The sequence below is a fragment of the Paenirhodobacter sp. YD-8 genome, from assembly GCF_056590935.1.
Genome location: NZ_CM152649.1, coordinates 558,639 through 580,458, shown reverse-complemented (window position 1 = coordinate 580,458; position 21,820 = coordinate 558,639). Strand labels below are relative to the sequence as shown.

Below are 21,820 nucleotides of genomic sequence, written 5' to 3'. Positions count from 1 at the left end.
CGGCCTGAATGCCTCAGCCGTTGTAATATTTCGATCCATAGGCGGAATAGGCACCATAGCCGCCATACTTGCCGCCATAGCCATAGCGTTTCATCTGCGCCCCGTCGATCTGGCTGAGCACCAGCCCCGAGACCTTCAGCTGCAGCGTCTCGAACATCTGCAAGGACTCGTGCACCTGCCCGTGGCTGGTGGCATTCCACTTCACCGAAAACAGCACCGCATCCGCCTGCTGGGCGATGATGCGCGCATCCGGCACGACCAGAACCGGCGGCGTGTCGATGATGATGTAATCGTAGAGCGAACGCACCTTCCGGACGAACTCGTGCCAGGCGTCCGACATGAAGAGATCCGCGGCATTGATTGCGGACCGTTCCCCCATGATCACCGAAATCCCCAGCTCGGCCGGGCGCAGGATCGCCTCTTCCAGCGTCGCCTCGCCCGACAGGACCGAGACCAGCCCCTTGGCCTTCTGCGCCTGCGCCGGGAAATACTGCCCAAGCGTGTTGCGGCGGATGTCGCCCTCGATCAGCAGGACAGACTTGCCGATGCCCACGAGGTTCATCGCAAGCGCCAGCGAGTTCGTCGTCTTGCCCTCGCCCGGGATCGAGGAGGTCGAGACGATCACCTGCGGCGGATGGTCGACATTCGAAAGCAGCACCGAGGTGCGCAGGTTGCGCACCGCCTCCACCGCCGCCGAAGAGGTCTTGCTTGCCAGATAGGCCAGGATTTCCGCGCGCTCCTTGCCGGGGATGATCGGGATCTGGCCCATCACCACCACACCGGTCTCTTCCTCGAGCTGGCGTGCCGTCCGGAAACCGCTGTTCAGCGCCTCGCGCACCAGCACGAGCCCGACCCCGACGAGAAAGCCGAGCGCAACACACATCGCGACGATCAGGCTCTTGCGCGGGGCGGTCGGAGCCCCGGGAACGACGGCCATCGACAGCACGCGGCTGTCCGCTTGCTGGATGCCCTGCTGCGCCGAGGTCTCCTTCAGACGGCCCAGGAAGTATTCATAGAGCGTGCGGCTCGCCTCGGCCTCGCGGGTGAGCTGCTGCAGCTGGATCATGTCGTCCCCCTGCTTCGCGATCTGCCCGCTCATCGTCTCCAAAGACCGCTCCAACGCGGCACGCTGATCGGTCGCCCGGGCAGCGTCGAGTTCGGCGCGGGCCAGCACCTGGGCGAAACGCGCGTCGAATTCGACGCTGCCCGCCGCCTGTCGCGTCAGCACAATGTCCTGCGCCGCGGCAAGCTTCGCCTCGGGCGTGTCGGCAGCCTTCAGCTGCGCCACGCGCGCCTGCGCCGCCGCCTCCTGCGCCTTGCCCTGCCCGATTCGCTCACGGATATCCTTCAGCTGCACTTCCAGCGAGGCCAGCATCTCGGGCGAGACGAGCGTGGTCGCCGAATTGAAGGCTTTCACCTTCTCCTCGGCCGCCTCGAGATCGCTTTTCAATTCGGCAACACGATTCGTCAGCCAGGCCGTCGCCTGCTCCGTGGCATCGAACTTCACCTCGATCTGATTGAGAATGTATCGCTTGGCGATCGCGTCGGCGATCATCGCGGCCTTTTGCGGATCTTGCGACTGGACCGCGATCTCGAAGACATAGCTCGAGGGAACATTGCGCACCGAAAGGTGGTCGAGCAGCGCATCCACCACCCCCGCCTTCGAGGTCTCGGTCTGGATCTGCGCCCCGAACAGCCCCTTGAGACGCGCTCGCAGCGATGGCGGACGAAGCGCGGTATTGAATTCCGGATCGGCGGCGAGATTGGTCTCATCCACGACCTTTTCGGCCAGGCCGCGCGATCTGAGCACCTCGACCTCGGTATTCAGCTCGTCGGAATCACCGGTAATTCCGCTCATCACGCCTTGCAAATCAACGACCTGGTTCTTGCGCGTGTCGAGCACCACCACCGATTGGGCCGTATAAATCGGCGTCGCGAGGCCATAGGCATAGATCAGGCCAAGACCGATCATCAGAACGGTCACGGCGGCAATCACCCGCCAGCCCGCGCGCAGAGACTGAAACAATTGCGCCAGATCGATTGCGTCATCACCGCCGTCGGCTCGCACATCAGCCATGGGAATTCTATTCATATTCATTCTGCCGAGGCCATCATGTTTTGGATCAAAATTTCCCGACATCATCGGGATGAAAGCGGTGTAATCCCTTCAATTTGTGCAGCCCAAAGCTGAAGATTGCAACCGGATCAAAGAAATTCGCTTAAGAAGTGAACACCGCCGCCCGAAATGATTGCAGCACTCAGCGCCCCGCCTGCGAAAGCGCCGGTATCGACAGAGATTACTCCATCCGCCGCAACCGGCTTCGGAACGATGTTGTGGCCGTGCACCACCCAAAGTCCGTCGGTGCGTCGGCGATGCCCGAAATCCGGACAGCCCCAGGTCAGCGCCTCGCCGCTCTGCTGGGCAATCGGCCGCCAGGGGTCCGCACCGGCATGGGTCACCGCGACGTTTCCGCTGACCACAAGCTGCGGCAGGTGCCGCAGCCAGCGCTCCAGCTCCACCCCGAGCGCGCGGTGCAGACAACCCCGCAGGTCCAGGCACTCGGCACGTGAGGGCGCGGCGCCGGGCGCGAAAATGCCGAAGCTCGCCAGGGTCTGCAGGCCGCCATTGCGCAGCCAGCGCGTCAGCGCAGGCTCGATCTCTGCGTCGGACGCCTCGAGGAACCGCAAGAGCATCTCCTCGTGATTCCCGATGACGACGGTGATGTCATCGCGCCGCGCATGAACAAGGCGCAACACCTCCGCGCTGGCCTCTCCCCGGTCGATCAGGTCGCCGACACAGATCAGCCGTGCCTCGGGCGCCTCCCGCCGGAGCCGGGCGAGCAGACGCTCGAACAGCAGGAACTCGCCATGCACATCGCCGATCACCGCGAGTGTCGTCTCGGGGCGCGGCGGCGGAAAGGCGGGCATCTGCCGGGGGAGCTGCCGCAGGACGGGGCGCGATTTGATTAATCCGAGATGTCGCAAGATCTTACGCATGCCCGCTTACAGCTCCCCGATATTCGGCTTCCCGGCGAATCACGGCTACAATCCGATACGTCAGGAGATAATTCAACTGGTCGTATCTTATTTTCGCGTCCACTATAAAATAATGAAGCGTCGCCACCGGCGGCGTTAATCATTGCGAGCGCCCGTTCTTTGTGCGATCAGGATGGGCAAGGCAATTAATATGGCCTCGATCCCAAGTTTTGGTCGGGATCGATGTTATCAAATATTCAAATGGGGCGTGTATCGTCCAAGCGCGACCCGGGTCATGCCAATTACTAGGCAGGCCGTGTTGATTCACGACACGAGTGACGGTGGTGCTTATCAAGACTTGATTTTCTTGCAGATTATCTGCCCTTCAGGGGAATTTTTTATGGCCATTCAAGACGCTTTCGCGACTGATGAAGCCCCATCGCTTCTGCATGCAGAGGCCACGGGCAAAAGAAACCTTCTTCGGGCGTTCTACGCCACATCCGGCAAGCGAATCCTCGATCTCCTGATCGGCATGGTTCTTCTGCCGGTGCTGCTTCCCCTGATGCTGACAATCTGGTTTGCGCTTCGCCGCGATGGTGGCGCCGCAATCTTTGTCCAGCCGCGCGTCGGGCGCGACGGTCGAATCTATTCCTGCTACAAGTTTCGCACCATGGTTCCGAATGCCGAGCGCGTCCTCGAGGAAATGTGCGCCAGCGATGCAGGAATTGCCGAGGAATGGGCCAAATTCCAGAAGCTCGCAAATGACCCGCGCATCACCACGATCGGCCGGATCCTGCGCAAGACCAGTCTCGACGAGCTGCCGCAAATTCTCAATGTGCTCAAGGGAGATATGAGCCTCGTCGGGCCGCGCCCCTTCCTGCCCGCACAGCGCGATATCTACGATCGGGCCGGCGGCTGCGCCTATTACACCCTGCGCCCGGGCGTGACCGGACTGTGGCAGGTGTTCAGCCGTCACGACACCACTTTTGCCTCTCGCGTGCGTTTCGACGAGGCCTACGGCGCCAATCTCTCGTTGCTGGCGGATTTGAGCCTGATCCTGCGCACCGCGAAAGCCGTTCTTCTACGCACCGGAACCTGATTCTGCCGGCGGCAGGGCCGAAAACGGCCTGCACTGGAAAAAGGGGGCAGACACGCAATCGAAACTCGCCCATGCTATCGAAACAAAAGAGATGCCATTGAAACTATTGCTCAGATTGCCTTCGCTGAATGCTTGATCTTGTCGAACCGCATCTGCGGCCCCTGCGTTTCCTGTGTTGTTCGGCCGCCACGGCGATTGCGCTGAGCACGGGCGCGCAGGCAGACGGACTCTCAAGCTATGGCACCCCCGGGTTGATCGACATGCCGAGCGCCACCGCCACCCGGGATGGCACGCTGAGCTGGACCACCTCCTTGCTGCAGGATCACACGCGCAACTCGCTTCATTTCCAGATCACGCCACGGCTTTCGGGGGTGTTCCGCTATTCGATCCTGCGGGGCTACGATCAGACCGAGGACCGCTTCGACCGCAGCTTCGATCTGCATTATCTCCTGCGCGAGGAAAGCGCCCAATTTCCGGCCCTTGCCATCGGCCTGCGCGATTTTGGCGGCACCGGCCTGTTCGAAAGCGAATATCTCGTCGCCTCCAGGCATTTTCTCGACAACCGCCTCACGGTGAGCGGCGGTATCGGCTGGGGGCGGCTCGGCTCCTTTGGCAGTTTCTCGAACCCGCTCGGCGTGATCGACGACCGGTTCGATCATCGCCCCGGCTTCTCCGGCATCGGGGATACCGGACGCGTCGCCTTCAACCGCTTCTTCCGCGGCGATGCGGCCCTCTTCGGCGGCATCGAATACCAGGCCAGCGAGCGGCTGCGCCTTGCGGTGGAATACTCCTCCGATGCCTACACGGAAGAAGTGAAGCGCATGGGCTTCGAACACCGCACGCCGCTCAATTTCGGTCTCGATTACCGCGCCACGAAGAACCTGACCTTCAACGCCTTCGTCATCGGCGGCGCGCAGGCCGGCTTCGGCTTCACCTATGTGATCGACCCGCGCGCGCCGCAATTCCCCGGCGGGATCGAGCGCAACACCCCTGCCCTGATCCCACCGGCCGACATCGCCGCACTCGGCTGGAAGGCGGGCGACATCGACAGCAGCCGGCCCCGGCTGTCGCAGGCGCTGAGGGCGCAGGGGCTCGAGCTCGAAAGCTATGCCGAGAGCGGCGCCACGGCACGCGTGGTGCTGGCCAACCCGACCTATCCCAACACCGCCGAGGCCCTGGGTCGCGCCGCGCGGGTGATGGCCAACACCCTGCCCGCCGCGCTGTCCACCTTCGAGATCACGCTTGCGGTCGAGGGCATGCCGACCTCGCGCAGCACCTTCCGCCGCGCCGACCTGCACGCGCTCGAGACCGCCTGGGACGGCAGCTGGCAAAGCTTCGTGCGCGCCGACATCGCGGATGCGCCGACCCGGCTTGCCCCGGACGCCGGCATCTATCCCCGGCTCGACTGGGCGCTCACCCCCTATTACAGCACCGAGCTCTTCGACCCGGACAATCCCCTGCGCATCGACGTCGGCGCGCAGGCCAGCCTGCAGTACACCCTGGCCCCGGGCCTGTCGCTGACGGCGATCATGCGCCAGAAAGCCTTCGGCACGCTCGACCAGTCGACCCGCCTGTCGGATTCGGTGCTGCCGCATGTCCGCTCGGATGCGGCGCTCTACGACAAGTTTTCCGGGCCGCGCGTCTCGATCCTCACCGCCGATTACCTGTTCCGCCCGGCCCCCGCGCTCTATGGCCGGCTTTCGGCCGGCTATTTCGAGGCGATGTTCGCAGGGGTTTCGGGCGAGCTGCTCTGGTATCCGCAAGGCAGCCGCCTCGCCCTCGGGGCCGAACTCAATTACCTCGGCCAGCGCGATCCCGAGAGCCGGCTCGACCTGACCGACTACCGCGTGGCAAGCGGTCACCTCTCGGCCTATTACGACTTCGGCCAGGGCTACCGCGGCGAAATCGACGCCGGGCGCTACCTCGCCAGGGACTGGGGCGCCACGATCTCGTTCGATCGCGAATTCGACAACGGCTTCCGGGTCGGCGCCTTCTTCACCCTCACCGACGTGTCCTTCGACGACTTCGGCGAGGGGTCCTTCGACAAGGGCATCCGGCTGTCGATCCCGATTTCCTGGCTCTCCGGCGAACCGGGCCGCGGCGCGCTGTCGCAGACCGTCCGGCCGATCCAGCGCGACGGCGGCGCCCGCGTCGAGATCGCGAACCGGCTCTATGAGCAGGTGCGCGGCACGAACGAGAGCGAGATGCAAAACCAGTGGGGCAAGTTCTGGCGATGAGACCAATCTTCCTCGCCCTCGCCGCGGTGCTGCTGGCCGGATGCGCCTCGGATCCGCAGCTCGACGCGCGGTATCGGAACCTGCTGCCGCTCGGCCGCTCGACCGAGCGCGCCCCCGTCCCCGAGTTCCTTGCCGCCCGGCAGGCCGGCGCCCCGAGCCTCGCCGGCGCGGTCGAAAGCCGGCCCGAGACGATCGGCATCTTCCTGCGCCAGCGCCGCGCCAATGCCGCCGGCGTCAGCACCTGGATCGGCACCGACGGCGCGCAGCTGCTGCTGCAGGATGGCATCCTGGTCGGCACCCGCGGGTTCGGGGCCGATGTGATGGCCTCGGACGTGTCCGAGAGCGCAGCCCTGATCCACGGCCTCGGCAGCGGCACCACGACCCGGGTGATGACCCTGCTCGACGGTGACGATCACGCCGTCAGCCGGGCGCTGCGCTGCACCATCGCGCCCTACGGCACCGACACCGTGCCGCTGCGGGATCGCACAGTCACCACCCGCACCATGACCGAAACCTGCCGCAACGCCGACATCCAGTTCTCGAACTATTACTGGGTCGTTCCCGGCAGCGGCGAAATCCTGCAGTCCAGCCAGTGGGCTGGAGAGTTGACGCAAAAGATCTCCCTGCGCGTCTACGCGCGATGACAGCCCCGCCGACGGAGGATTGACTGTGAGAAGACTGACGATTGCCCTGCTTTCCAGCGTGGTGGCCCTGCCGCTTGCCGCCTGTGGCGTGGTCTATCACACCACGTCGGTCTCGCAGGGGATCAGCTCGGAAGGCAAGGTGCGGGTGCTGCCGCTCACTGCGGAATCGGTTCTGGTGGCGAACCGCGCCCCCTATCAGCCGCGCCAGCTGCCGGCCTATTTCAACCAGAGCGCCGGGATGTCGGGCACGATGTCGGGGCCGGTCACGGCCCCCACCGGCGCCTTCGAACAGATCGCGCGCACCGATCAGGTCGACACCCGCCTGCCGCCGCCCCTGCCGCCCTCGAGCTACAAGATCGGCGTCGGCGACGTCGTGCTTCTTGCGACGCCGAAAAGCGGTTCGACCGTCGAACAGCTCACCGGCATTCTCGCCGCGCAGAGTTCCCGCCAGGGTTACACCGTGCAGGACGACGGCTCGATCTCGATCCCGAATGTCGGGCGCGTCGTGATTGCCGGCCAGACCGTCGACGATGCCGAAGCGACACTGTTCCAGAAGTTCCTCGACAAGCAGATCGACCCCACCTTCTCGCTCGAGATCGCCGAGTTCCACTCGAAGAGGGTCGCCGTGGGCGGCGACGTCGCCGCCCCCACCGTGGTGCCGATCACGCTCAACCCACTCACGCTCGACGAGGCGCTGGCCGCCGCCGGCGGGGCGCGCACGGCGGACACCAACACCGCCGTGGTGCGGCTCTATCGCGCCGGCAAGCTCTATCAGATCCCGCTGAAATCGCTCTACGACGGCAATGCCCGGATCCAGCTTGCCCCTGACGACAGCATCTTCGTCGACAGCGCCTATCAGCTCGACAAGGCCGCGTCCTATTTCGAGGAACAGATCAAGCTTGCCAACTTCAAGCAGGTCGAGCGCACGAGCCGGCTGCAGGCGCTCGAGACCGAGGTCACGCTGCGCCGCGCCGAGCTCGACGAGAAGCGACAGACCTTCAACACCCGCCTGCAGCTCGAGTCCGAGGCGCGCGACTACGCCTATCTGACCGGCGAAGTGGCCAAGCAGTCGCGCTTCCCGCTGCCCTATGACCGCAAGGCATCCCTTGCCGATGCGATCTACGGCTCGGGCGGTGGCCTCGTGACCGCAAAATCGGACCCCAAGCACATCTACGTGCTGCGCGGCTCTGCCGATCCGATGGAATACGACTCCATTACCGCCTGGCACATCGACGCGCGCAATGCCGCCTCGCTGCTTCTGGCCACCCGCTTCGAGTTGCACGCGAATGACGTCATCTTCGTGGCGACCCAGCCGGTGGCGCATTGGGGCAATGTGGTCAACGCGATCACCCCCTCGCTCATCGTGTCGAGCGCAAACGCAGCCGCGAACTGATCCGCACCATGCGACGGAAAACGGCGCCCGAAAGGGCGCCGTTTTCATTCCGTTTGCGGCGCTTTCGCCTCAGTTCGTGGTCGAGGGCGTCGACGTGGTCGAGTTCGTCCCGCCATTGCCGGCCAAGATCAGGATGCCCAGAACGCCCAGGGCCGGGGTCAGCTCTTTCAGGTTCTGCTCCATGTCATCGGACAGAGGCCCACCCGGCAGCACGGTATTCGGCGCGGGATCGGCGCTCACGAAGGCAGGCGCCACGGCAAGGATCAGGCTCAGGGTCGTCGCAGTCAAAATCCGGGTCATTGCGGCCCCTTTCAAAATGAATGTGTGTATTCGGATACCCTAACAAATATTGGCGGAATGTCCACAAAAAGGGCCACAGACACGGCCCCGGAACGCGTCCCGTCCCCCCGCCGCGCGTCAGGGGCGATATGGGGGATCCGGGGCACGCTTCCCGTTTCTGAATACCGGCAACAATTCATCGCTGTATGCACACTGAAATGTTGAATTGCCCTCATCTTTCCACGCCGATAGCCTGCCGCCATCGGCAATCGCCTTTCGAGACATGGAGTTTCCCGTGAGCACGGCGAAATCCGCGAAAACCAAGGGCCGGGCCCCGGTGAAACGCGCGGCTGACGTGGTCGAGAAGGTCTATGGCCAGGTTCGCGAGATGGCGGTCGAATACCGCTTCCGCCCTGGCGAGCGGATCAACGAGGTCGAACTCGCACAGCATTTCGGCGTCTCGCGCACGCCGGTGCGGCAGGCGCTCAGCCGCCTCGTTCATGAGGAATTCGTACATTTCGTGCCGAACCGCGGTTTCTATGCCCGCGAGATCTCGCCCGCGGATGTGCGCGGTCTTTGCGAATTCCGCGCGCTGCTCGAATGCGGTGCCTACCGACTGTCGATGCAGCGCGCCACCCCCGACCAGATCGACACCCTTGCGGCCTTCTGGGCCGAGACCACCACCAGCGAGGACTGCGAACGCCTTGGCAAGGCCGACGAACAGTTCCACGTCGAGCTGGCGAGGATGTCGGGCAACCCCCATGCCGTCACCGCGCTGGTCGACGTGAACGCCAAGCTGCGCTTCTTCCGCCGGATCGACCTCGAGAATCCGAAGCGGCGGCAGAAGACCCAAGACGAACACGCCGCTGTGCTCGACTGCCTGCGCCGGCGCGATCCGGAGGGGCTCGAGATCCTGCACCGTCACATCGTGATGAGCGCGGATCACGCGATCGAGGTCACCAAGGAAGGTCTGGCGCGGATCTTCTTCGACCCCCGACGTTGAGCGACCGCGCGCCCGAAGAAGCCCTGTCGGCGACGGAGGCCGCATCGCAGGAACCCGCGGCGCAGGTTCTCGGCGCGCGCGGGCCGACGGGGGCAGCAGAGCGATGCGCGGCGCCCTTAGTGCGGTGACCGCCGCCGCCGGATCGATGACCGACACGCCCCCAGCCGGCAGGGCGCCTCTCAGCCGGCCGAGGCGCCCACGAGAGCCTTGCGATTGCGGACGATCCGCTCGGCGAACCGGCGCGCCAGCCTGCCGGGCACCAGCAGACGCACGGGCACCGGCGTGCCACCCGATGCAAGCTCCGGGAAAAGCGTGAAGATTTCCTCGCGCGCCGTGGGGCCGACGGATTTCAGCGCCTCGGGGCCGGTGAACAGGCTCTCGGTCACCGCCCCGGCCGAGAACACCAGCTGATGCGCATCGAACAGGATGTGCCAATAGGTGACACCCGCGAGATCCTCGAGAACCTCGATCCCGTCGAGCGCAAGAAGGTGCTTTGCCGCGACCAGAACCTCGGCCTCGCCGAACATCCGCCTGGCCACGGCCGCGCGCACCAGGACCCGGTGCTGCGGCGAAACGATCAGATCGACCTCGGGCAGCCCCGCCCCCAGGGCGCCGGCGCGGATGCGGACCGGCCGCAGCTGCGGGCTCATCGCCAGGTCTCCTGCGGACAGGCGCCGGGACCCGACCCAGCGAATCGGGCGATACCCGTCGTCGAAGCTCAGCACGAGATCGCCCACGCGCAGCCGCTCCACCGGCATCTCGCCGCGCAATGTCTTGATCGGCGTGCCGCCGGCAAAGCAGGGAACCCCACCGCCGGGAAAATACTGCGCATTGGCATAGAAATGCAGCGTCGTGTTCACCGTTCCGGTGATCTGCGTCAGCAGGTCCGGCGCGCCCTCCGGATAGATCAGGTACTGGCTTGCCCCCGAGCGCACCAGAATCACCGGATAGCGCACGGCAAGATCGCTGACGAAGCCGCCCATGTAGCCGACGCCCAGCACCGTCGCGTCGGTCAGGTCGGGAATGGCGTCGAAGAGCGGGATATTGGTGTTGTCGTGGTCGATCGTCTCGCCGACCGAGATGCCGCCATTGCCGCTCTGATCGTCGGCGGTCAGAGTGCCGGTCTGGGTGCGCAGCGAGCCGAGGTTGAGCGGATAGTTCACCAGATATTCGTTGCCGGTCGAGAAATCGATGCGGATCGGGCTCGTGACCCGCTGGATCGCCGTTCCGGAAATCTCGAAGCTCATCCGCCCCCCCGCAGGTCTTGCGTGGCGACGGCAGCCGTCTCGACACGCGCCCGTGCCCCGCGGGCTCCCCCGCCCGACAGACACACCTCACGGCCCTCGGTACAGAGGGCAGGCTTAAGGTGACGTTAAGGCAGCACGCCGCGCGTCGCGCACGAGACGCCCCGCGGATGCGGGAAACGACACAGGGAGAGTTCGGACGAAGGGAGAAGAGTGCGCAGCGCGGCCCGCCATAGGCGGCCAGGCGACACGCCCCCCGACCGGAAGCGACATTCGCGGCTGTCCCGAAACGGAACGCCACTCAGTCGTCTTACAGCACGGAAGGTGAAATGGTGCACCCGGAGCGATTCGAACGCCCGACCCTCAGATTCGTAGTCTGATGCTCTATCCAGCTGAGCTACGGGTGCGCTGTGCGGCGGGATTTAGCCCCTGCGTCGGGGGGGCGCAAGAGCTAAATCGAGATTATCCGAAAGTTTTTTCGCCCGCCCGTCCGGCAGGCCTTTCGGGCCCCTTCGGGCTCAGCCCTGCGGCACCAGTGCGACGCTGAGGATTTCGCGCAGCTTGCCGCCGTCACCCGCGGCGTTCTGCTTCACGGTCTTGGCCGGGTCGATGCCGGTCAGGCCCGCGGCCTCGAGCTCGGCCATCAGCGCATCGGTGGGCTTGCCCGCCATCTCGGCAAGCGAGGTGATCGTGGCATTGCCCATCGCGTCCATCACCACCTTCGGGCCAAGACCCGCCCCCTCGACGACGCCCGGGATCAGATTCGGCACGAAGGTCGCGACCAGCGCGAGCGCACCAAGCCCCATGATCGTCGCCGCGAGCGGCCGGCGCAGATACAGCGTGAACGGACGCCAGTTGAGAATCAGGTGGGCGATGGCGCCCGCCACCAGCACGAAGCCCGCCCATTCGTGAACCGTCTTCATCGTCGCGGTATCGAGATGGAAGAACATCAGCACCCCCGTCACTCCCATCAGGAGGAAGGAGCCGATGACAAGCGGGGTAGCCCAGGAACGCAGAGACACGGAAATGGCCTTTCGAAACGATTGATCTGCCGATGTTACGCCCGCCAGATCCGCTTCCGTCGCGGCGCGATGCCGCAGGCCCGCTATTCCTGCGAGGCGATCGCGAATTCGCTCGGCAGGTGCATCTTGAACTCGGTGCCGTCGGCATCGGTGCGCACGAGGTCGAGCCGCCCGCCGTGACCGCGGATCAGTTCCGCCGCGATCGCAAGGCCGAGCCCGGTGCCGCCCTTCTTCACCCCGCCCGAGAACGGCTGGAACAGGTGCTCGCGGGCGCGTTCGGGCAGGCCGGGGCCGGTGTCCTGCACGCGAATCCACCAGCCCTCGGGTTCCTCGCCCGCGCCGATCTCGATGGTGCCGGGCTTGCCCGTCGCCTCGATCGCCTGGCGCGCGTTGCGCACCAGGTTCGACAGCACGCGGTAGAGCTGTTCGCGGTCGGCCCGGATCTCGAGCGCTGGCGGCACATCGGTGACGAAGTCGATCTGCGCGGCATCGGCCGGCGGCTGCTCGCTTTCGGTCACCTCCTGCACCAGCGCAGCGAGCGGGAAGCGGCACAGGCTGGGCGGCGGCTCCTCGGCCCGCCCGAAGGCCAGCGTCGTCTCGCACAGGTTCACCGCGCGGCCGATCGAGTTCATCAGCTTCGGCGCGGCGCGCTGCACCACCGGATCGTCCGAACCCTCCATGCGGTCGGCGAAAAGCTGGGCCGTGGTCAGGATGTTGCGCAGGTCGTGGCTGATCTTCGCCACCGCCTGACCAAGCTGGGCGAGCCGCTCCTTCTGCTTCAGCGCGGCGGTCAGCTGCCGCTGCATCGAGGCCAGCGCATCCTCGGCCACGCGCAGTTCCTCGATGCTGGCCTCGGGGGCGATGATCCGGCGCGCATCCTCGGGCGCCTCGGCATAGGCCGCCATATGCGCGACGACGCGCTTGATCGGCACCACCATCAGCCGCCGCACCAGCCAGAACAGCAGGAAGGCGGTGATCCCCGAGACCATCGCCGAGAGCGACAGCAGCCGCAGCCCGTATTCGATCATCGCGATCCGCATCGGCCCGGTGGCGAGCGTGACTTCGATCACCAGCCCGCCCTTCTGCACCGGATCGCCGATCACCCGGATCACGTGATTCTCCGGATCGGCCAGAACCGAGAGCGCATCGCGCACCCGGGTCCAGAACGTCGATTCGCGCAGGTCATAGGTATCGGCGATCGGCTGGGGAATCGGCGAGGACAGAACCAGCTGCCGCACCGCATCGCGCCGCAGCACGACGTTGTAGACCCCGGCGTTGTTCAGAAGCTCCTGCTCGAGGTCCGGCTCGATCATCTGGTCGGTGGTCAGCAGCGCCAGCGAGGCGATCTGCGCCCGCTCGAGTCGCGTCAGCAGGTAGTCTTCGCGGAAATTGGCAAGACCGGGCAGAAGGATGAGCACTTCGGCCAGCACGACGAAAATCGTCGTGAGCAACAGGAACCGGCCGGAGAGTGTGTTGATCTTCATCCTGATACGCGCTGCGGACCGCCTGCCGCGGCCTCATTCTCCGCCTGTAACACCAAAGCCGGCATTTCACATGAAATACCAGTTGTTACCGCGAATAAATAGGCGCCGGCAGGGGCGGACGGAAGGGCGCGCATCGCTGCAGCCCCCGCGTGAGCGGCCGCCAGCGCATCGACGCGAGAAAAAGACGCACAGATCAATTGACTTGCCGTCCGGTTGCCCCTAAAGCACGGGCCTCGAATATGAGCGGCAGCCGAATCCGGCAGGTTTGTGTTGCCCGACCGTAGAACGAACCGGAGTAACCGCGATGAAACGCACCTACCAGCCGTCGAAACTCGTGCGCGCCCGCCGTCACGGCTTCCGCGCGCGCATGGCGACCAAGGGCGGCCGTAAGGTCCTCAACGCCCGTCGCGCCAAGGGCCGTAAGGTTCTGTCGGCGTAAGGCCGCACAGATCTGCACGCCATGACACCGCCGGAGGCTCCCGTGACTGACCCACAAGGTCGGGGCGCGGGCAGCGCCCCGGCGGTTTCCGTTTATCCGGAGACCGTCCCCGCGCCGCGCATCGATGTGCTGCGCAAGCGGGCGGATTTCCTGCGCGCCGCCGCGGCGCTGCGTCAGGGGACCTCGGGTTTCCTGCTGCAGGCTCGTGCGCGCAGCCCGGAGGAAACCGCCCTTCCGGGCCTCGTGCGCATCGGCTTCACCTGCTCGAAAAAGGTCGGCAACTCGGTGCTGCGCAACCGGGCCCGTCGTCGCCTGCGCGAGATTGCGCGACTGGTGCTGCCCGGCCTGGCGCAGCCCGGCTGGGATTACGTGCTCGTCGGCCGCCCCGAGGCGACCATCAGCCGCGATTTCGCCGCGCTGCAGGCCGATCTGGCCCGCGCGCTGCGCGACGTCCATTCCGGCCGCGCGCAAAAGGCCCGGCCGCGCAGCGAACCGGCCAAGGGCCGGCGCCGGGGCAAGGGATGAGCCCGCTCGCCCAGATCGTCGCCCTTCCGGTGCGCGCCTACCGGCTGTTCTTCAGCCCCTGGATCGGCCATGGCTGCCGCTATCAGCCGACCTGTTCGGCCTATGCGCTTGACGCGCTTGAACGGCACGGCGCGCTGAGGGGAGCCTATCTCGCGGCGAAACGGGTGCTCAGCTGCCATCCCTGGGGCGGGCACGGCTATGATCCGGTGCCCGGCGCCGATCCCGAGTTCGACGCGCACCGCCGCTGCAAGGATCATGACCATGCTTGACGACGAAGACGCCCCGATCCACCCGCTGTTCGCCGGCGCCCCCTCCTCGACCGAGTTCAAGAAGCTGCGCAAGCGCATCGTGCGCGAGACCCGCGACGCGATCGAGAAATACGGCATGATCGAACGCGGTGCGCGCTGGCTTGTCTGCCTGTCGGGCGGCAAGGACAGCTACACCCTGCTGGCCGTGCTGCACGAGCTGAAATGGCGCGGGCTGCTGCCGGTCGATCTGCTGGCGTGCAACCTCGATCAGGGCCAGCCCGGCTTCCCCTCGACCGTGCTGCCGAAGTTCCTCGAGGACATGGGTGTGCCGCACCGGATCGAGTATCAGGACACCTATTCGGTGGTGAAGGAGAAGATCCCCGAGGGGCGGACCTATTGCTCGCTGTGCTCGCGGCTGCGGCGCGGCAATCTCTACCGCATCGCGCGCGAGGAGGGCTGTTCCGCCGTCGTGCTCGGCCATCACCGCGACGACATCCTCGAGACCTTCTTCATGAACCTGTTCCACGGCGGGCGTCTGGCGACGATGCCGCCGAAACTGGTGAACGAGGAGGGGGATCTCTTCGTCTATCGCCCCCTCGCCTTCGTCGCCGAGGCCGATTGCGAGCGATTCGCCCGCGCGATGAACTATCCGATCATCCCCTGCGACCTGTGCGGCAGCCAGGAAGGGCTGCAACGCGTTCAGGTGAAACAGATTCTCGACGGCTGGGAGGCGCGCAGCCCGGGCCGGCGGCAGATCATGTTCCGCGCCCTGATGAACGCGCGCCCCTCGCATCTGTGCGACCCCTCGATCTTCGATTTCGCGGCACTGATGCGCGGCGAAGCGCCTGAAACCCCGTCCAAAGGCCCCGGGATCCCGGATTTGCGCGGCTGAATTAACCTTCCGCTGACGTCTTCGGCCTAGCGTGACCGCTGCGGGCGAGTCCCGCGCGGCAGCGGGGGGGAAAGGACGATGGGCAGGTTCTGGCAGATGGGCAGGGGCGGCGCCCCGAGACGCACGCGGATCGGGCCGATCTTCGGCCGCAAGGAACTGTTGCCCTTCCTGCCCGCGATGCTGCTGGCCGGGCTCTGGTTCGGCATCGACGCGATGCTGGTGATCGGCCTCACCGCGCTTGCCGTCGCCTGGCTGACGCGCCCCCTCGCCCCGACGGCCGAGGGCGCGGGCGGGGATGGCGCCACCGGCCTGCCGCTGCGCCCGGAAAGCGAATGGCTGATGGACGACCTGCTGCGCGAGGCGGAACGGACCGGGCGCCATACCGCCTGTCTGGTGATCGGCTGCGACGAGGCCGCGCAACTGGAACGGCAGCTGCTGCCCGACGAATACGAGACCCTGCTGCAGCTGCTGGCCGACCGGCTGCGCGGCGCGGTGCGCGAGAGCGACCGGATCGGCCGGCTCGGCGGCACCCGCTTTGCGGTGATGCTGCAGCCGACGCAGCGGCAGGACCTCGAAAGCCTGATCCAGCTCGCCGTGCGGCTGCAGACGGGCTGCGAGGAGCCCTATGCGGTCAAGGGCCGCAACCTCTCGCCCACCATCCACGTCGGTTTCTGCCTGATGCGCCGCGCGCCGGTGCCAAGCGGCGCGGGGCTGATTGCCGCGGCCGAGGGCGCCGCCGACGAGGCGCAGCGCAACGGGCCGAGCGCGATCCGCGCCTTCTCCTCCGAGGTGCAGCGCAGCCAGCGCAGCCGCAGCGCGCTGGCGGCCGAGGTGTTCGAGGCGCTCGAGGCCGGCCAGGTCACCTGCCATTTCCGCCCGCAGCTGTCGACCGACACCGGCGAGGTCTCGGGGATGGAGGCGGTGCCGCGCTGGCTGCACCGCGAGCGCGGCATCCTGACCGAGGACGACCTGCTGCCCGCGATCGATTCGGAGGGGCTGCGCGAAAGGCTGGCCGAGGTGATGTTCTTCCAGGGCTTCGGCGCGCTGCGCAGCTGGCAGCGGGTCGGCCTGCCGGTCGGCACGCTGTCGATCGGCATCTCGCCCGAGGTGCTGTCGAATCCGAAGATGGCCACCCGGCTGAAATGGGAGCTCGAGCGCTTCGACATCGAGCCGGAGCGACTGCGTCTGGTGCTGAGCGGCGGCACGCTCTCGCGCTTCGATGACGAGGTGATCCGCCGCAACCTCAACCATTGCAGCGCGATCGGCTGCCGGCTGGAGCTGGCCGGCCTCGGCACCGGTGCGGTCCCGGTCAATGCGATCCGCAGCACCGGCGCCACGCGGGTGCGCATCCACGCAAGTTTCGTGCGCAATGTCGACACCGACCCCGACCAGCAGCGCCTGGTCACCGCGGTCATCTCGATGGCCGAACAGATCGGCATCGAGACCCTGGCCGACGGCGTCTCGAGCATCGGCGAACATGCGATGCTGGCCCAGCTTGGCGCGAACCACGTGCAGGGTGATGCGATCGCCCCGCCGATGCGCCTCGAGGAAAGCTTTGCCTGGCTCGAGCGCCACGCGGAGAAACTGGCCGCGACACCGCGGCTTCAGGGCGGCTGAGCCGGGCGGGAGAACCGTCGCCGGGGCGGGGAAAACCGCGCCCCGCCCGCGGCCCGGGCCCATGGTTTCCTCGTGATTTCGGGGAAAAGCGCTTGACCTTTGGCCGCCCCTTCGATTGAACCACCGCAAACCCGGACCGGCAGGCGGATGGACCCCCATGGATAGCCAGAACAAGAACCTCATCATCGCGACCGTCCTCTCGGCGCTCGTGCTGATCGGTTGGACCTACTTCTTCCCGCCGGAGCCCGCGGCCCCGACGGACGGCGCCCCGGTCGCGGAGCAGACCGCCACCCCGGCCGCGCCCGCCGCGACGCCCGAGGCCGTGGCCGGCACCGTGCTCGACGCCGCGACGGCCGCAGCGCAGACGAGCGACGCGAACGCCCCGCGCATCAGGATCGACACGCCCGCGCTGACCGGCACGATCTCGCTGCTCGGCGGCCGCTTCGACGACCTGTCGCTGAAGAAATACAAGGAAACGCTCGACGCCGACTCGCCGCTGGTGCGGTTGCTTGCCCCGGTCGGCGGCACCGATCTCGGTGCGGCAAAGCCCTATTACACCGTCTATGGCTGGTCGCCCGCCGGCGGGCTCGATCCGGCGCTGGTGCCCGGGCCGAAGACGCTGTGGACCGCGCCCGCCGATGCGGTGCTGACCCCCGAAACCCCGGTCACGCTGAGCTGGGACAACGGCGCGGGCCTGCGCTTCACCCGCACGATCTCGGTCGACGACAACTATCTCTTCACCGTCGCGCAGGGGGTCGAGAACAACACCGCCGCGCCGGTGCGCCTGGCGCCCTACGGCATCATCGCCCGCCACGGCATCCCGCAGAGCAACCGCGTCTACGTGCTGCACGAGGGTGCGGTGCGGATGACCGACAGCACGCTCGAAGAGATCAAGTACAAGAACCTGACCAAGCTCGACGCCGTCGCCGGCGAGGGCCAGGCCGAACTGACCTCGGCCAGCCAGAACGGCTGGATCGGCTTCACCGACAAGTACTGGATGACCACGCTGATCCCGAATGACGGGGCCTTCACCTCGGTCATCAAGTACACCCCCGGCGCCGATCTCTATCAGGCCGAGACCCGCCTGCCGGTGATGGAGGTTGCCCCGGGCGCCTCGGCCGTCGCGCAGACCCGCCTCTTCGCCGGCGCGAAGGAGTGGGAGGTGATCAAGCACTATCAGGACGACGCCGGCATCACCCGTTTCGTCGACTCGATCGACTGGGGCTGGTTCTTCTTCCTGACCAAGCCGATGTTCCGCCTGCTGCACTGGCTGCACGGCGCGATCGGCAACATGGGCTGGGCGATCATGTGCCTGACCCTCATCATCAAGGCCCTGGTCTTCCCGCTGGCGCGCAAATCCTACATCTCGATGGCGAAGATGAAGGAGCTGCAGCCCGAGATGGAAGCGATGAAGGAGCGCACCAAGGGCAACCCGCAGCAGATGCAGCAGGAGATGATGGCCCTCTACAAGCGCGAGAAGGTCAACCCCGCCGCGGGCTGTCTGCCGGTGCTGCTGCAGATCCCGATCTTCTTCTCGCTCTACAAGGTGATCTACGTCACGATCGAGCTCTATCACGCGCCGTTCATCGGCTGGATCCGTGACCTTTCCGCGCCCGATCCGTCGTCGATCCTGAACCTCTTCGGCCTGCTGCCCTTCGCCACGCCGGAACCGGGCTCGATGTTCTTCATGTTCTCGCTCGGCGTGCTGCCGATCCTGCTCGGCATCTCGATGTGGTTCCAGCAGAAGCTGAACCCGGCGCCGACCGACCCGAGCCAGGCGATGATCTTCGCCTGGATGCCCTGGGTGTTTATGTTCATGCTGGGCAGCTTCGCCTCGGGCCTCGTGCTCTACTGGATCACCAACAACACCATCACCTTCATCCAGCAGTACACGATCATGTCGATGCACGGGAAACGGCCCGAGCTGTTCGACAACATCAAGTCGGGCTTCCGCAAGAAGAAGCCGGCCCTCGAGAAACCGAAGAAATGACGGCGCATCTTGCGCATCTCGTGCGCCACCCGATCAAGTCGGTGGGCCACGAGGACATCACGGGCGCGCTCCTCGACGAGGGGCGCGCCATGCCTTTTGACCGGCTCTGGGCGATCTCGCACGAGGAGGCGCGCTTTAACGGGCCGCTGGCCGAATGGGCATCGAAGCGCAACTTCGTGCGCGGCGTCGCGGCCCCCGGGCTGATGGCGGTGACGGCCCGGACGATGGATGACGGCCGGATCGAGCTGACCCATCCCGAGCTGTGGCACCTTGTGGTCGATCCCGACCGGGCCGAGGACCAGGCGAAGCTGATCGCCTGGCTGGCGCCGCTGTGGCCCGCGAACCGCCCAGCCCCACGCCGGGTCGAGCGTGTGCCGGGCGTGACGCTTGCCGACATGGCCGAACCCTATGTCTCGATCCTGTCGCTCGCCTCGCTCGGCGCGCTGTCCGACGCGACCGGCTCGCCGATGTCGCGCCACCGCTTCCGCGGCAATCTCTGGGTCGAGGGCTGGGCGCCCTGGGCCGAGCGCGACCTCGTCGGCCGGCGCCTGCGCATCGGCGCGGCCGAGCTCGAGGTGGCGATGCCGATCACCCGCTGCCGCGCCACCTGCGCCAATCCCGAAACCGGCACCGAAGACGTCGACACGCTCGCCCCTCTCAGGGCGCTGAACGGCGACACCCTCTTCGGGCTTTACGCGACAGTCACCCGCGGCGGCAAGATCGCGCGCGGCGACACCGTGGAGATTCTCTGATGCAGATGCAGTTCACCCTTGCCCCCGAGCCCGATGATTTCGCCCGCGAGAAGGGCCGGCTGCTGTTTGCCGCCCCCGTCGACTTCCTGAAGGGGGTCGTCGCGATGTCGGGGATGCCGCCCGCCGACCGGGTCGAGGTCTGCTTTGCCGGCCGCTCGAACGTGGGCAAGTCCTCTCTCATCAACGCGCTGACGAACCGCAAGAACCTCGCCCGCGCCTCGAACACGCCGGGCCGGACGCAGGAGATCAACTTCTTCACCACCACCGGCGGGCCCTATCTCGTCGACCTGCCGGGCTATGGCTTTGCCGAGGCGCCGGTGCCGGTGGTGAAGAAATGGCAGGACCTGCTCAAGGCCTATCTCTCGGGCCGGGTGAACCTGCGCCGCGCCTTCGTGCTGATCGATGCGCGCCATGGCGTGAAGAAGGTCGATGACGAGATCCTGACGCTGCTCGACCGCTCGGCGGTGACCTTCCAGGTGGTACTGACCAAGGCCGACAAGATCAGCCGCACCGAGCGCGAGGCGGTGCTCGAGCAGGTCAAGGGCGCACTGGCGAAACACCCGGCCGCGCATCCCGAGCTGGTCGTCACATCGTCCGAGAAGGGCGAGGGCATCGACGTGCTGCGCACCATCATCACCACGCTCGAGTGAGCCTTCGCGCGCGGGGCGCTGCGCGGGAAGCCGCCGGGCCTTCGGGCCCTGCCGCCACCCCGCATGTTGCACCGCAGCGGCACGATTGCTAGATTTCCGTCGCCAGCTCGTGCTCCCGGGGGCGGAGCCCGCAGCGATGAAAACAGGGACCTCGTTCTGAATTGAAGCTTGTCTGCCACATCGGAACCCCGAAGACGGGGTCGACCTATCTTCAGGGCACGTTTCAGCAGAACCGGGACTGGTTTCTCGAACGTGGCATCATCTATCCGGACCTGCTGTCCCCGCTGGCCAATCACATCACCCTCTTCTACGCCGCGGCGACCTATCTCGACCCCTCGGCGGTCGCCTATGGGCTGCACAGCATGGAGGAGGTCTCGGCCTTCCGTGCCCGGCTGGTCGAGCACATCCGCGGCCAGATCGACGCGGCCCCGCCGCATGCCCATACGATGCTGTTCTCCTCGGAGAACCTGACCGGCAACCTCGGCCGGCACGATGTCCTGAACCTCGCCGAGATGCTGCGCCCGCTCTTCGACGAGATCGAGATCGTCATCTACCTGCGCCGCCAGGACGATGCGGTGCTCAGCATGTATGGCGAGTTCATGCGGCGTGGCTACAACAACCAGACCTTCGATGCCTTCGTGCGGGGCGCGACTGCCCACCCGGCGGTGCCGCATTTCCTGCAATACCGCGTCATGCTGGAATTCTGGGTCGAGGCCTTCGGCGCGGAGGCCATCCGCGTGCTGCTGTTCGACCGCGCCCAGATGCTCGGCGGCGACGTGCTGACGGATTTCCTCGCCCGCATCTTCGGCATCACCGACACCGCGGGGCTCGCCCTGCCGCGCGAGGACAACCGCAGCCTCTCGGCCCCGGCGCTGGAATTCCTGCGCCGGATCCAGCCCTTCGTGCCCTTCTACCAGGGCAACAGCATCAACCCGGAGCGCCAGCTTCTCGAGGCGCGGATCAACCAGCTTCCCGACCACCCCCGCGCCTACATGGCGCGCGCACAGTCTGAACGCATTCTCGAACGCTATTTCAAGGGCAACGAATGGGTGCGCCGCACCTTCCTGCCCGACCACCCCGCCCCGCTGTTCCCCCCGCGCTCCGAACTCGGGGAAACCTCCAATATCGGCGTGATCAGCCTGCAGGACTTTGCCTATCTCAGCGCCTTCATGCTGACCGAGGGCAAGGTCGCGGCCGCCGCCCCGGCCCCGAAGGTCGAGGCCTGACGTGAGGGAACCGCGTGCCATGCCCGGCGCCGCGGTGACTGCCCCCCTGCGCATCCCGAACCGACCCGGCACGGACTGCCGCGCCCGGCCGCCCATCCAT

20 protein-coding genes and 1 tRNA gene are annotated in these 21,820 nt (G+C 66.3%); 14 read left to right on the top strand and 7 right to left on the bottom strand.

Annotated elements, in window-relative coordinates; translation table 11 throughout:
- Positions 1–13: 13 nt before the first annotated feature.
- Both AC0QTQ_RS02855 and AC0QTQ_RS02850 read right to left on the bottom strand, forming a co-directional pair.
- Positions 14–2,077 (bottom strand): GumC family protein, encoded by a 2,064-nt coding sequence (locus tag AC0QTQ_RS02855; protein WP_480258167.1) that lies wholly within the window; start codon positions 2,075–2,077, stop codon positions 14–16.
- Positions 2,078–2,205: 128 nt separating this feature from the next.
- Entirely contained in the window at positions 2,206–2,997 is a 792-nt protein-coding gene (locus AC0QTQ_RS02850) for a metallophosphoesterase (RefSeq protein ID WP_480258166.1), read from the bottom strand.
- Between the two features lie 298 nt (positions 2,998–3,295).
- Between AC0QTQ_RS02850 and AC0QTQ_RS02845 the strand changes: the two genes are divergently transcribed.
- The 4 genes from AC0QTQ_RS02845 (at position 3,296) to AC0QTQ_RS02830 (ending at position 8,349) form a co-directional block, all read left to right on the top strand.
- A complete protein-coding gene (locus AC0QTQ_RS02845; RefSeq protein ID WP_480258165.1) occupies positions 3,296–4,075 on the top strand; it encodes a sugar transferase in 780 nt (259 codons plus the stop codon).
- Between the two features lie 128 nt (positions 4,076–4,203).
- Positions 4,204–6,312 (top strand): YjbH domain-containing protein, encoded by a 2,109-nt coding sequence (locus AC0QTQ_RS02840; RefSeq protein ID WP_480258164.1) that lies wholly within the window; start codon positions 4,204–4,206, stop codon positions 6,310–6,312.
- Entirely contained in the window at positions 6,309–6,956 is a 648-nt protein-coding gene (locus tag AC0QTQ_RS02835; protein ID WP_480258163.1) for a YjbF family lipoprotein, read from the top strand. Before AC0QTQ_RS02840 ends, AC0QTQ_RS02835 begins: the two co-directional genes overlap by 4 nt.
- Before the next feature lie 25 nt (positions 6,957–6,981).
- The gene (locus AC0QTQ_RS02830) at positions 6,982–8,349 is read left to right on the top strand and encodes a polysaccharide biosynthesis/export family protein (protein WP_480258162.1); all 1,368 of its coding nucleotides are present in this window, start codon (positions 6,982–6,984) and stop codon (positions 8,347–8,349) included.
- 69 nt (positions 8,350–8,418) lie between these two features.
- On the opposite strand, the gene AC0QTQ_RS02825 is transcribed toward AC0QTQ_RS02830, so the two are convergent.
- A complete protein-coding gene (locus AC0QTQ_RS02825; RefSeq protein ID WP_480258161.1) occupies positions 8,419–8,649 on the bottom strand; it encodes a hypothetical protein in 231 nt (76 codons plus the stop codon).
- A gap of 274 nt (positions 8,650–8,923) precedes the next feature.
- Between AC0QTQ_RS02825 and AC0QTQ_RS02820 the strand changes: the two genes are divergently transcribed.
- Positions 8,924–9,631, top strand: coding sequence for a GntR family transcriptional regulator (locus AC0QTQ_RS02820; protein ID WP_480258160.1), 708 nt, complete (start codon positions 8,924–8,926; stop codon positions 9,629–9,631).
- A gap of 179 nt (positions 9,632–9,810) precedes the next feature.
- Here AC0QTQ_RS02820 and AC0QTQ_RS02815 read toward each other — a convergent pair whose 3' ends face one another.
- The 4 genes from AC0QTQ_RS02815 to AC0QTQ_RS02800 all read right to left on the bottom strand — a co-directional run bounded on the left by AC0QTQ_RS02815 (position 9,811) and on the right by AC0QTQ_RS02800 (position 13,381).
- Complete coding sequence (locus AC0QTQ_RS02815) at positions 9,811–10,878, bottom strand: Hint domain-containing protein (RefSeq protein WP_480258159.1); 1,068 nt, start codon at positions 10,876–10,878, stop codon at positions 9,811–9,813.
- Between the two features lie 327 nt (positions 10,879–11,205).
- Positions 11,206–11,282: transfer RNA gene (locus tag AC0QTQ_RS02810), tRNA-Arg, on the bottom strand.
- A 111-nt stretch (positions 11,283–11,393) separates the two neighbouring features.
- Positions 11,394–11,897: a DUF4405 domain-containing protein gene (locus AC0QTQ_RS02805; RefSeq protein ID WP_121531685.1), complete on the bottom strand. Its 504-nt coding sequence runs from the start codon at positions 11,895–11,897 to the stop codon at positions 11,394–11,396.
- An 83-nt stretch (positions 11,898–11,980) separates the two neighbouring features.
- On the bottom strand, positions 11,981–13,381 hold the full coding sequence (locus AC0QTQ_RS02800; RefSeq protein WP_480258158.1) for a sensor histidine kinase: 1,401 nt from the start codon (positions 13,379–13,381) through the stop codon (positions 11,981–11,983).
- A 304-nt stretch (positions 13,382–13,685) separates the two neighbouring features.
- Here AC0QTQ_RS02800 and rpmH point away from each other — a divergent pair, with 304 nt between their 5' ends.
- From rpmH to AC0QTQ_RS02755, 9 genes are all read left to right on the top strand, one after another.
- Positions 13,686–13,820: a 50S ribosomal protein L34 gene (gene rpmH, locus AC0QTQ_RS02795; RefSeq protein ID WP_076483939.1), complete on the top strand. Its 135-nt coding sequence runs from the start codon at positions 13,686–13,688 to the stop codon at positions 13,818–13,820.
- A 21-nt stretch (positions 13,821–13,841) separates the two neighbouring features.
- Positions 13,842–14,345: a ribonuclease P protein component gene (gene rnpA, locus AC0QTQ_RS02790; RefSeq protein WP_480258157.1), complete on the top strand. Its 504-nt coding sequence runs from the start codon at positions 13,842–13,844 to the stop codon at positions 14,343–14,345.
- The gene (gene yidD / locus AC0QTQ_RS02785; RefSeq protein WP_480258156.1) at positions 14,342–14,614 is read left to right on the top strand and encodes a membrane protein insertion efficiency factor YidD; all 273 of its coding nucleotides are present in this window, start codon (positions 14,342–14,344) and stop codon (positions 14,612–14,614) included. Before rnpA ends, yidD begins: the two co-directional genes overlap by 4 nt.
- Positions 14,607–15,485, top strand: coding sequence for a tRNA 2-thiocytidine(32) synthetase TtcA (gene ttcA / locus AC0QTQ_RS02780; protein ID WP_480258155.1), 879 nt, complete (start codon positions 14,607–14,609; stop codon positions 15,483–15,485). Before yidD ends, ttcA begins: the two co-directional genes overlap by 8 nt.
- Positions 15,486–15,563: 78 nt before the next feature.
- Positions 15,564–17,102 carry an EAL domain-containing protein gene (locus AC0QTQ_RS02775; RefSeq protein ID WP_480258154.1) on the top strand — a complete coding sequence of 513 codons (1,539 nt, stop codon included), beginning with the start codon at positions 15,564–15,566 and terminating at the stop codon, positions 17,100–17,102.
- A gap of 157 nt (positions 17,103–17,259) precedes the next feature.
- Positions 17,260–19,092: a membrane protein insertase YidC gene (yidC, locus tag AC0QTQ_RS02770; protein ID WP_480258153.1), complete on the top strand. Its 1,833-nt coding sequence runs from the start codon at positions 17,260–17,262 to the stop codon at positions 19,090–19,092.
- Positions 19,089–19,844, top strand: a complete 756-nt coding sequence (locus tag AC0QTQ_RS02765; protein ID WP_480258152.1) for an MOSC domain-containing protein — start codon at positions 19,089–19,091, stop codon at positions 19,842–19,844. Before yidC ends, AC0QTQ_RS02765 begins: the two co-directional genes overlap by 4 nt.
- Positions 19,844–20,494 (top strand): ribosome biogenesis GTP-binding protein YihA/YsxC, encoded by a 651-nt coding sequence (yihA, locus tag AC0QTQ_RS02760; protein ID WP_121531670.1) that lies wholly within the window; start codon positions 19,844–19,846, stop codon positions 20,492–20,494. The genes AC0QTQ_RS02765 and yihA overlap by 1 nt, the downstream gene beginning before the upstream one ends.
- Before the next feature lie 161 nt (positions 20,495–20,655).
- Positions 20,656–21,720: a hypothetical protein gene (locus tag AC0QTQ_RS02755; RefSeq protein ID WP_480258151.1), complete on the top strand. Its 1,065-nt coding sequence runs from the start codon at positions 20,656–20,658 to the stop codon at positions 21,718–21,720.
- Positions 21,721–21,820: the final 100 nt, after the last annotated feature.

What these genes read in the sequence shown, in the direction of transcription:
- AC0QTQ_RS02840 (WP_480258164.1), top strand. Translation starts at nt 4,204, where the DNA reads ATGCTTGATCTTGTCGAACCGCATCTGCGGCCCCTGCGTTTCCTGTGT.
- AC0QTQ_RS02800 (WP_480258158.1), bottom strand. Translation starts at nt 13,381, where the DNA reads ATGAAGATCAACACACTCTCCGGCCGGTTCCTGTTGCTCACGACGATT.
- AC0QTQ_RS02835 (WP_480258163.1), top strand. Translation starts at nt 6,309, where the DNA reads ATGAGACCAATCTTCCTCGCCCTCGCCGCGGTGCTGCTGGCCGGATGC.
- yidC (WP_480258153.1), top strand. Translation starts at nt 17,260, where the DNA reads ATGGATAGCCAGAACAAGAACCTCATCATCGCGACCGTCCTCTCGGCG.
- ttcA (WP_480258155.1), top strand. Translation starts at nt 14,607, where the DNA reads ATGCTTGACGACGAAGACGCCCCGATCCACCCGCTGTTCGCCGGCGCC.
- AC0QTQ_RS02815 (WP_480258159.1), bottom strand. Translation starts at nt 10,878, where the DNA reads ATGAGCTTCGAGATTTCCGGAACGGCGATCCAGCGGGTCACGAGCCCG.
- AC0QTQ_RS02765 (WP_480258152.1), top strand. Translation starts at nt 19,089, where the DNA reads ATGACGGCGCATCTTGCGCATCTCGTGCGCCACCCGATCAAGTCGGTG.
- AC0QTQ_RS02775 (WP_480258154.1), top strand. Translation starts at nt 15,564, where the DNA reads ATGGGCAGGTTCTGGCAGATGGGCAGGGGCGGCGCCCCGAGACGCACG.
- yihA (WP_121531670.1), top strand. Translation starts at nt 19,844, where the DNA reads ATGCAGATGCAGTTCACCCTTGCCCCCGAGCCCGATGATTTCGCCCGC.
- AC0QTQ_RS02850 (WP_480258166.1), bottom strand. Translation starts at nt 2,997, where the DNA reads ATGCGTAAGATCTTGCGACATCTCGGATTAATCAAATCGCGCCCCGTC.
- rpmH (WP_076483939.1), top strand. Translation starts at nt 13,686, where the DNA reads ATGAAACGCACCTACCAGCCGTCGAAACTCGTGCGCGCCCGCCGTCAC.
- AC0QTQ_RS02855 (WP_480258167.1), bottom strand. Translation starts at nt 2,077, where the DNA reads ATGGCTGATGTGCGAGCCGACGGCGGTGATGACGCAATCGATCTGGCG.
- rnpA (WP_480258157.1), top strand. Translation starts at nt 13,842, where the DNA reads ATGACACCGCCGGAGGCTCCCGTGACTGACCCACAAGGTCGGGGCGCG.
- yidD (WP_480258156.1), top strand. Translation starts at nt 14,342, where the DNA reads ATGAGCCCGCTCGCCCAGATCGTCGCCCTTCCGGTGCGCGCCTACCGG.
- AC0QTQ_RS02825 (WP_480258161.1), bottom strand. Translation starts at nt 8,649, where the DNA reads ATGACCCGGATTTTGACTGCGACGACCCTGAGCCTGATCCTTGCCGTG.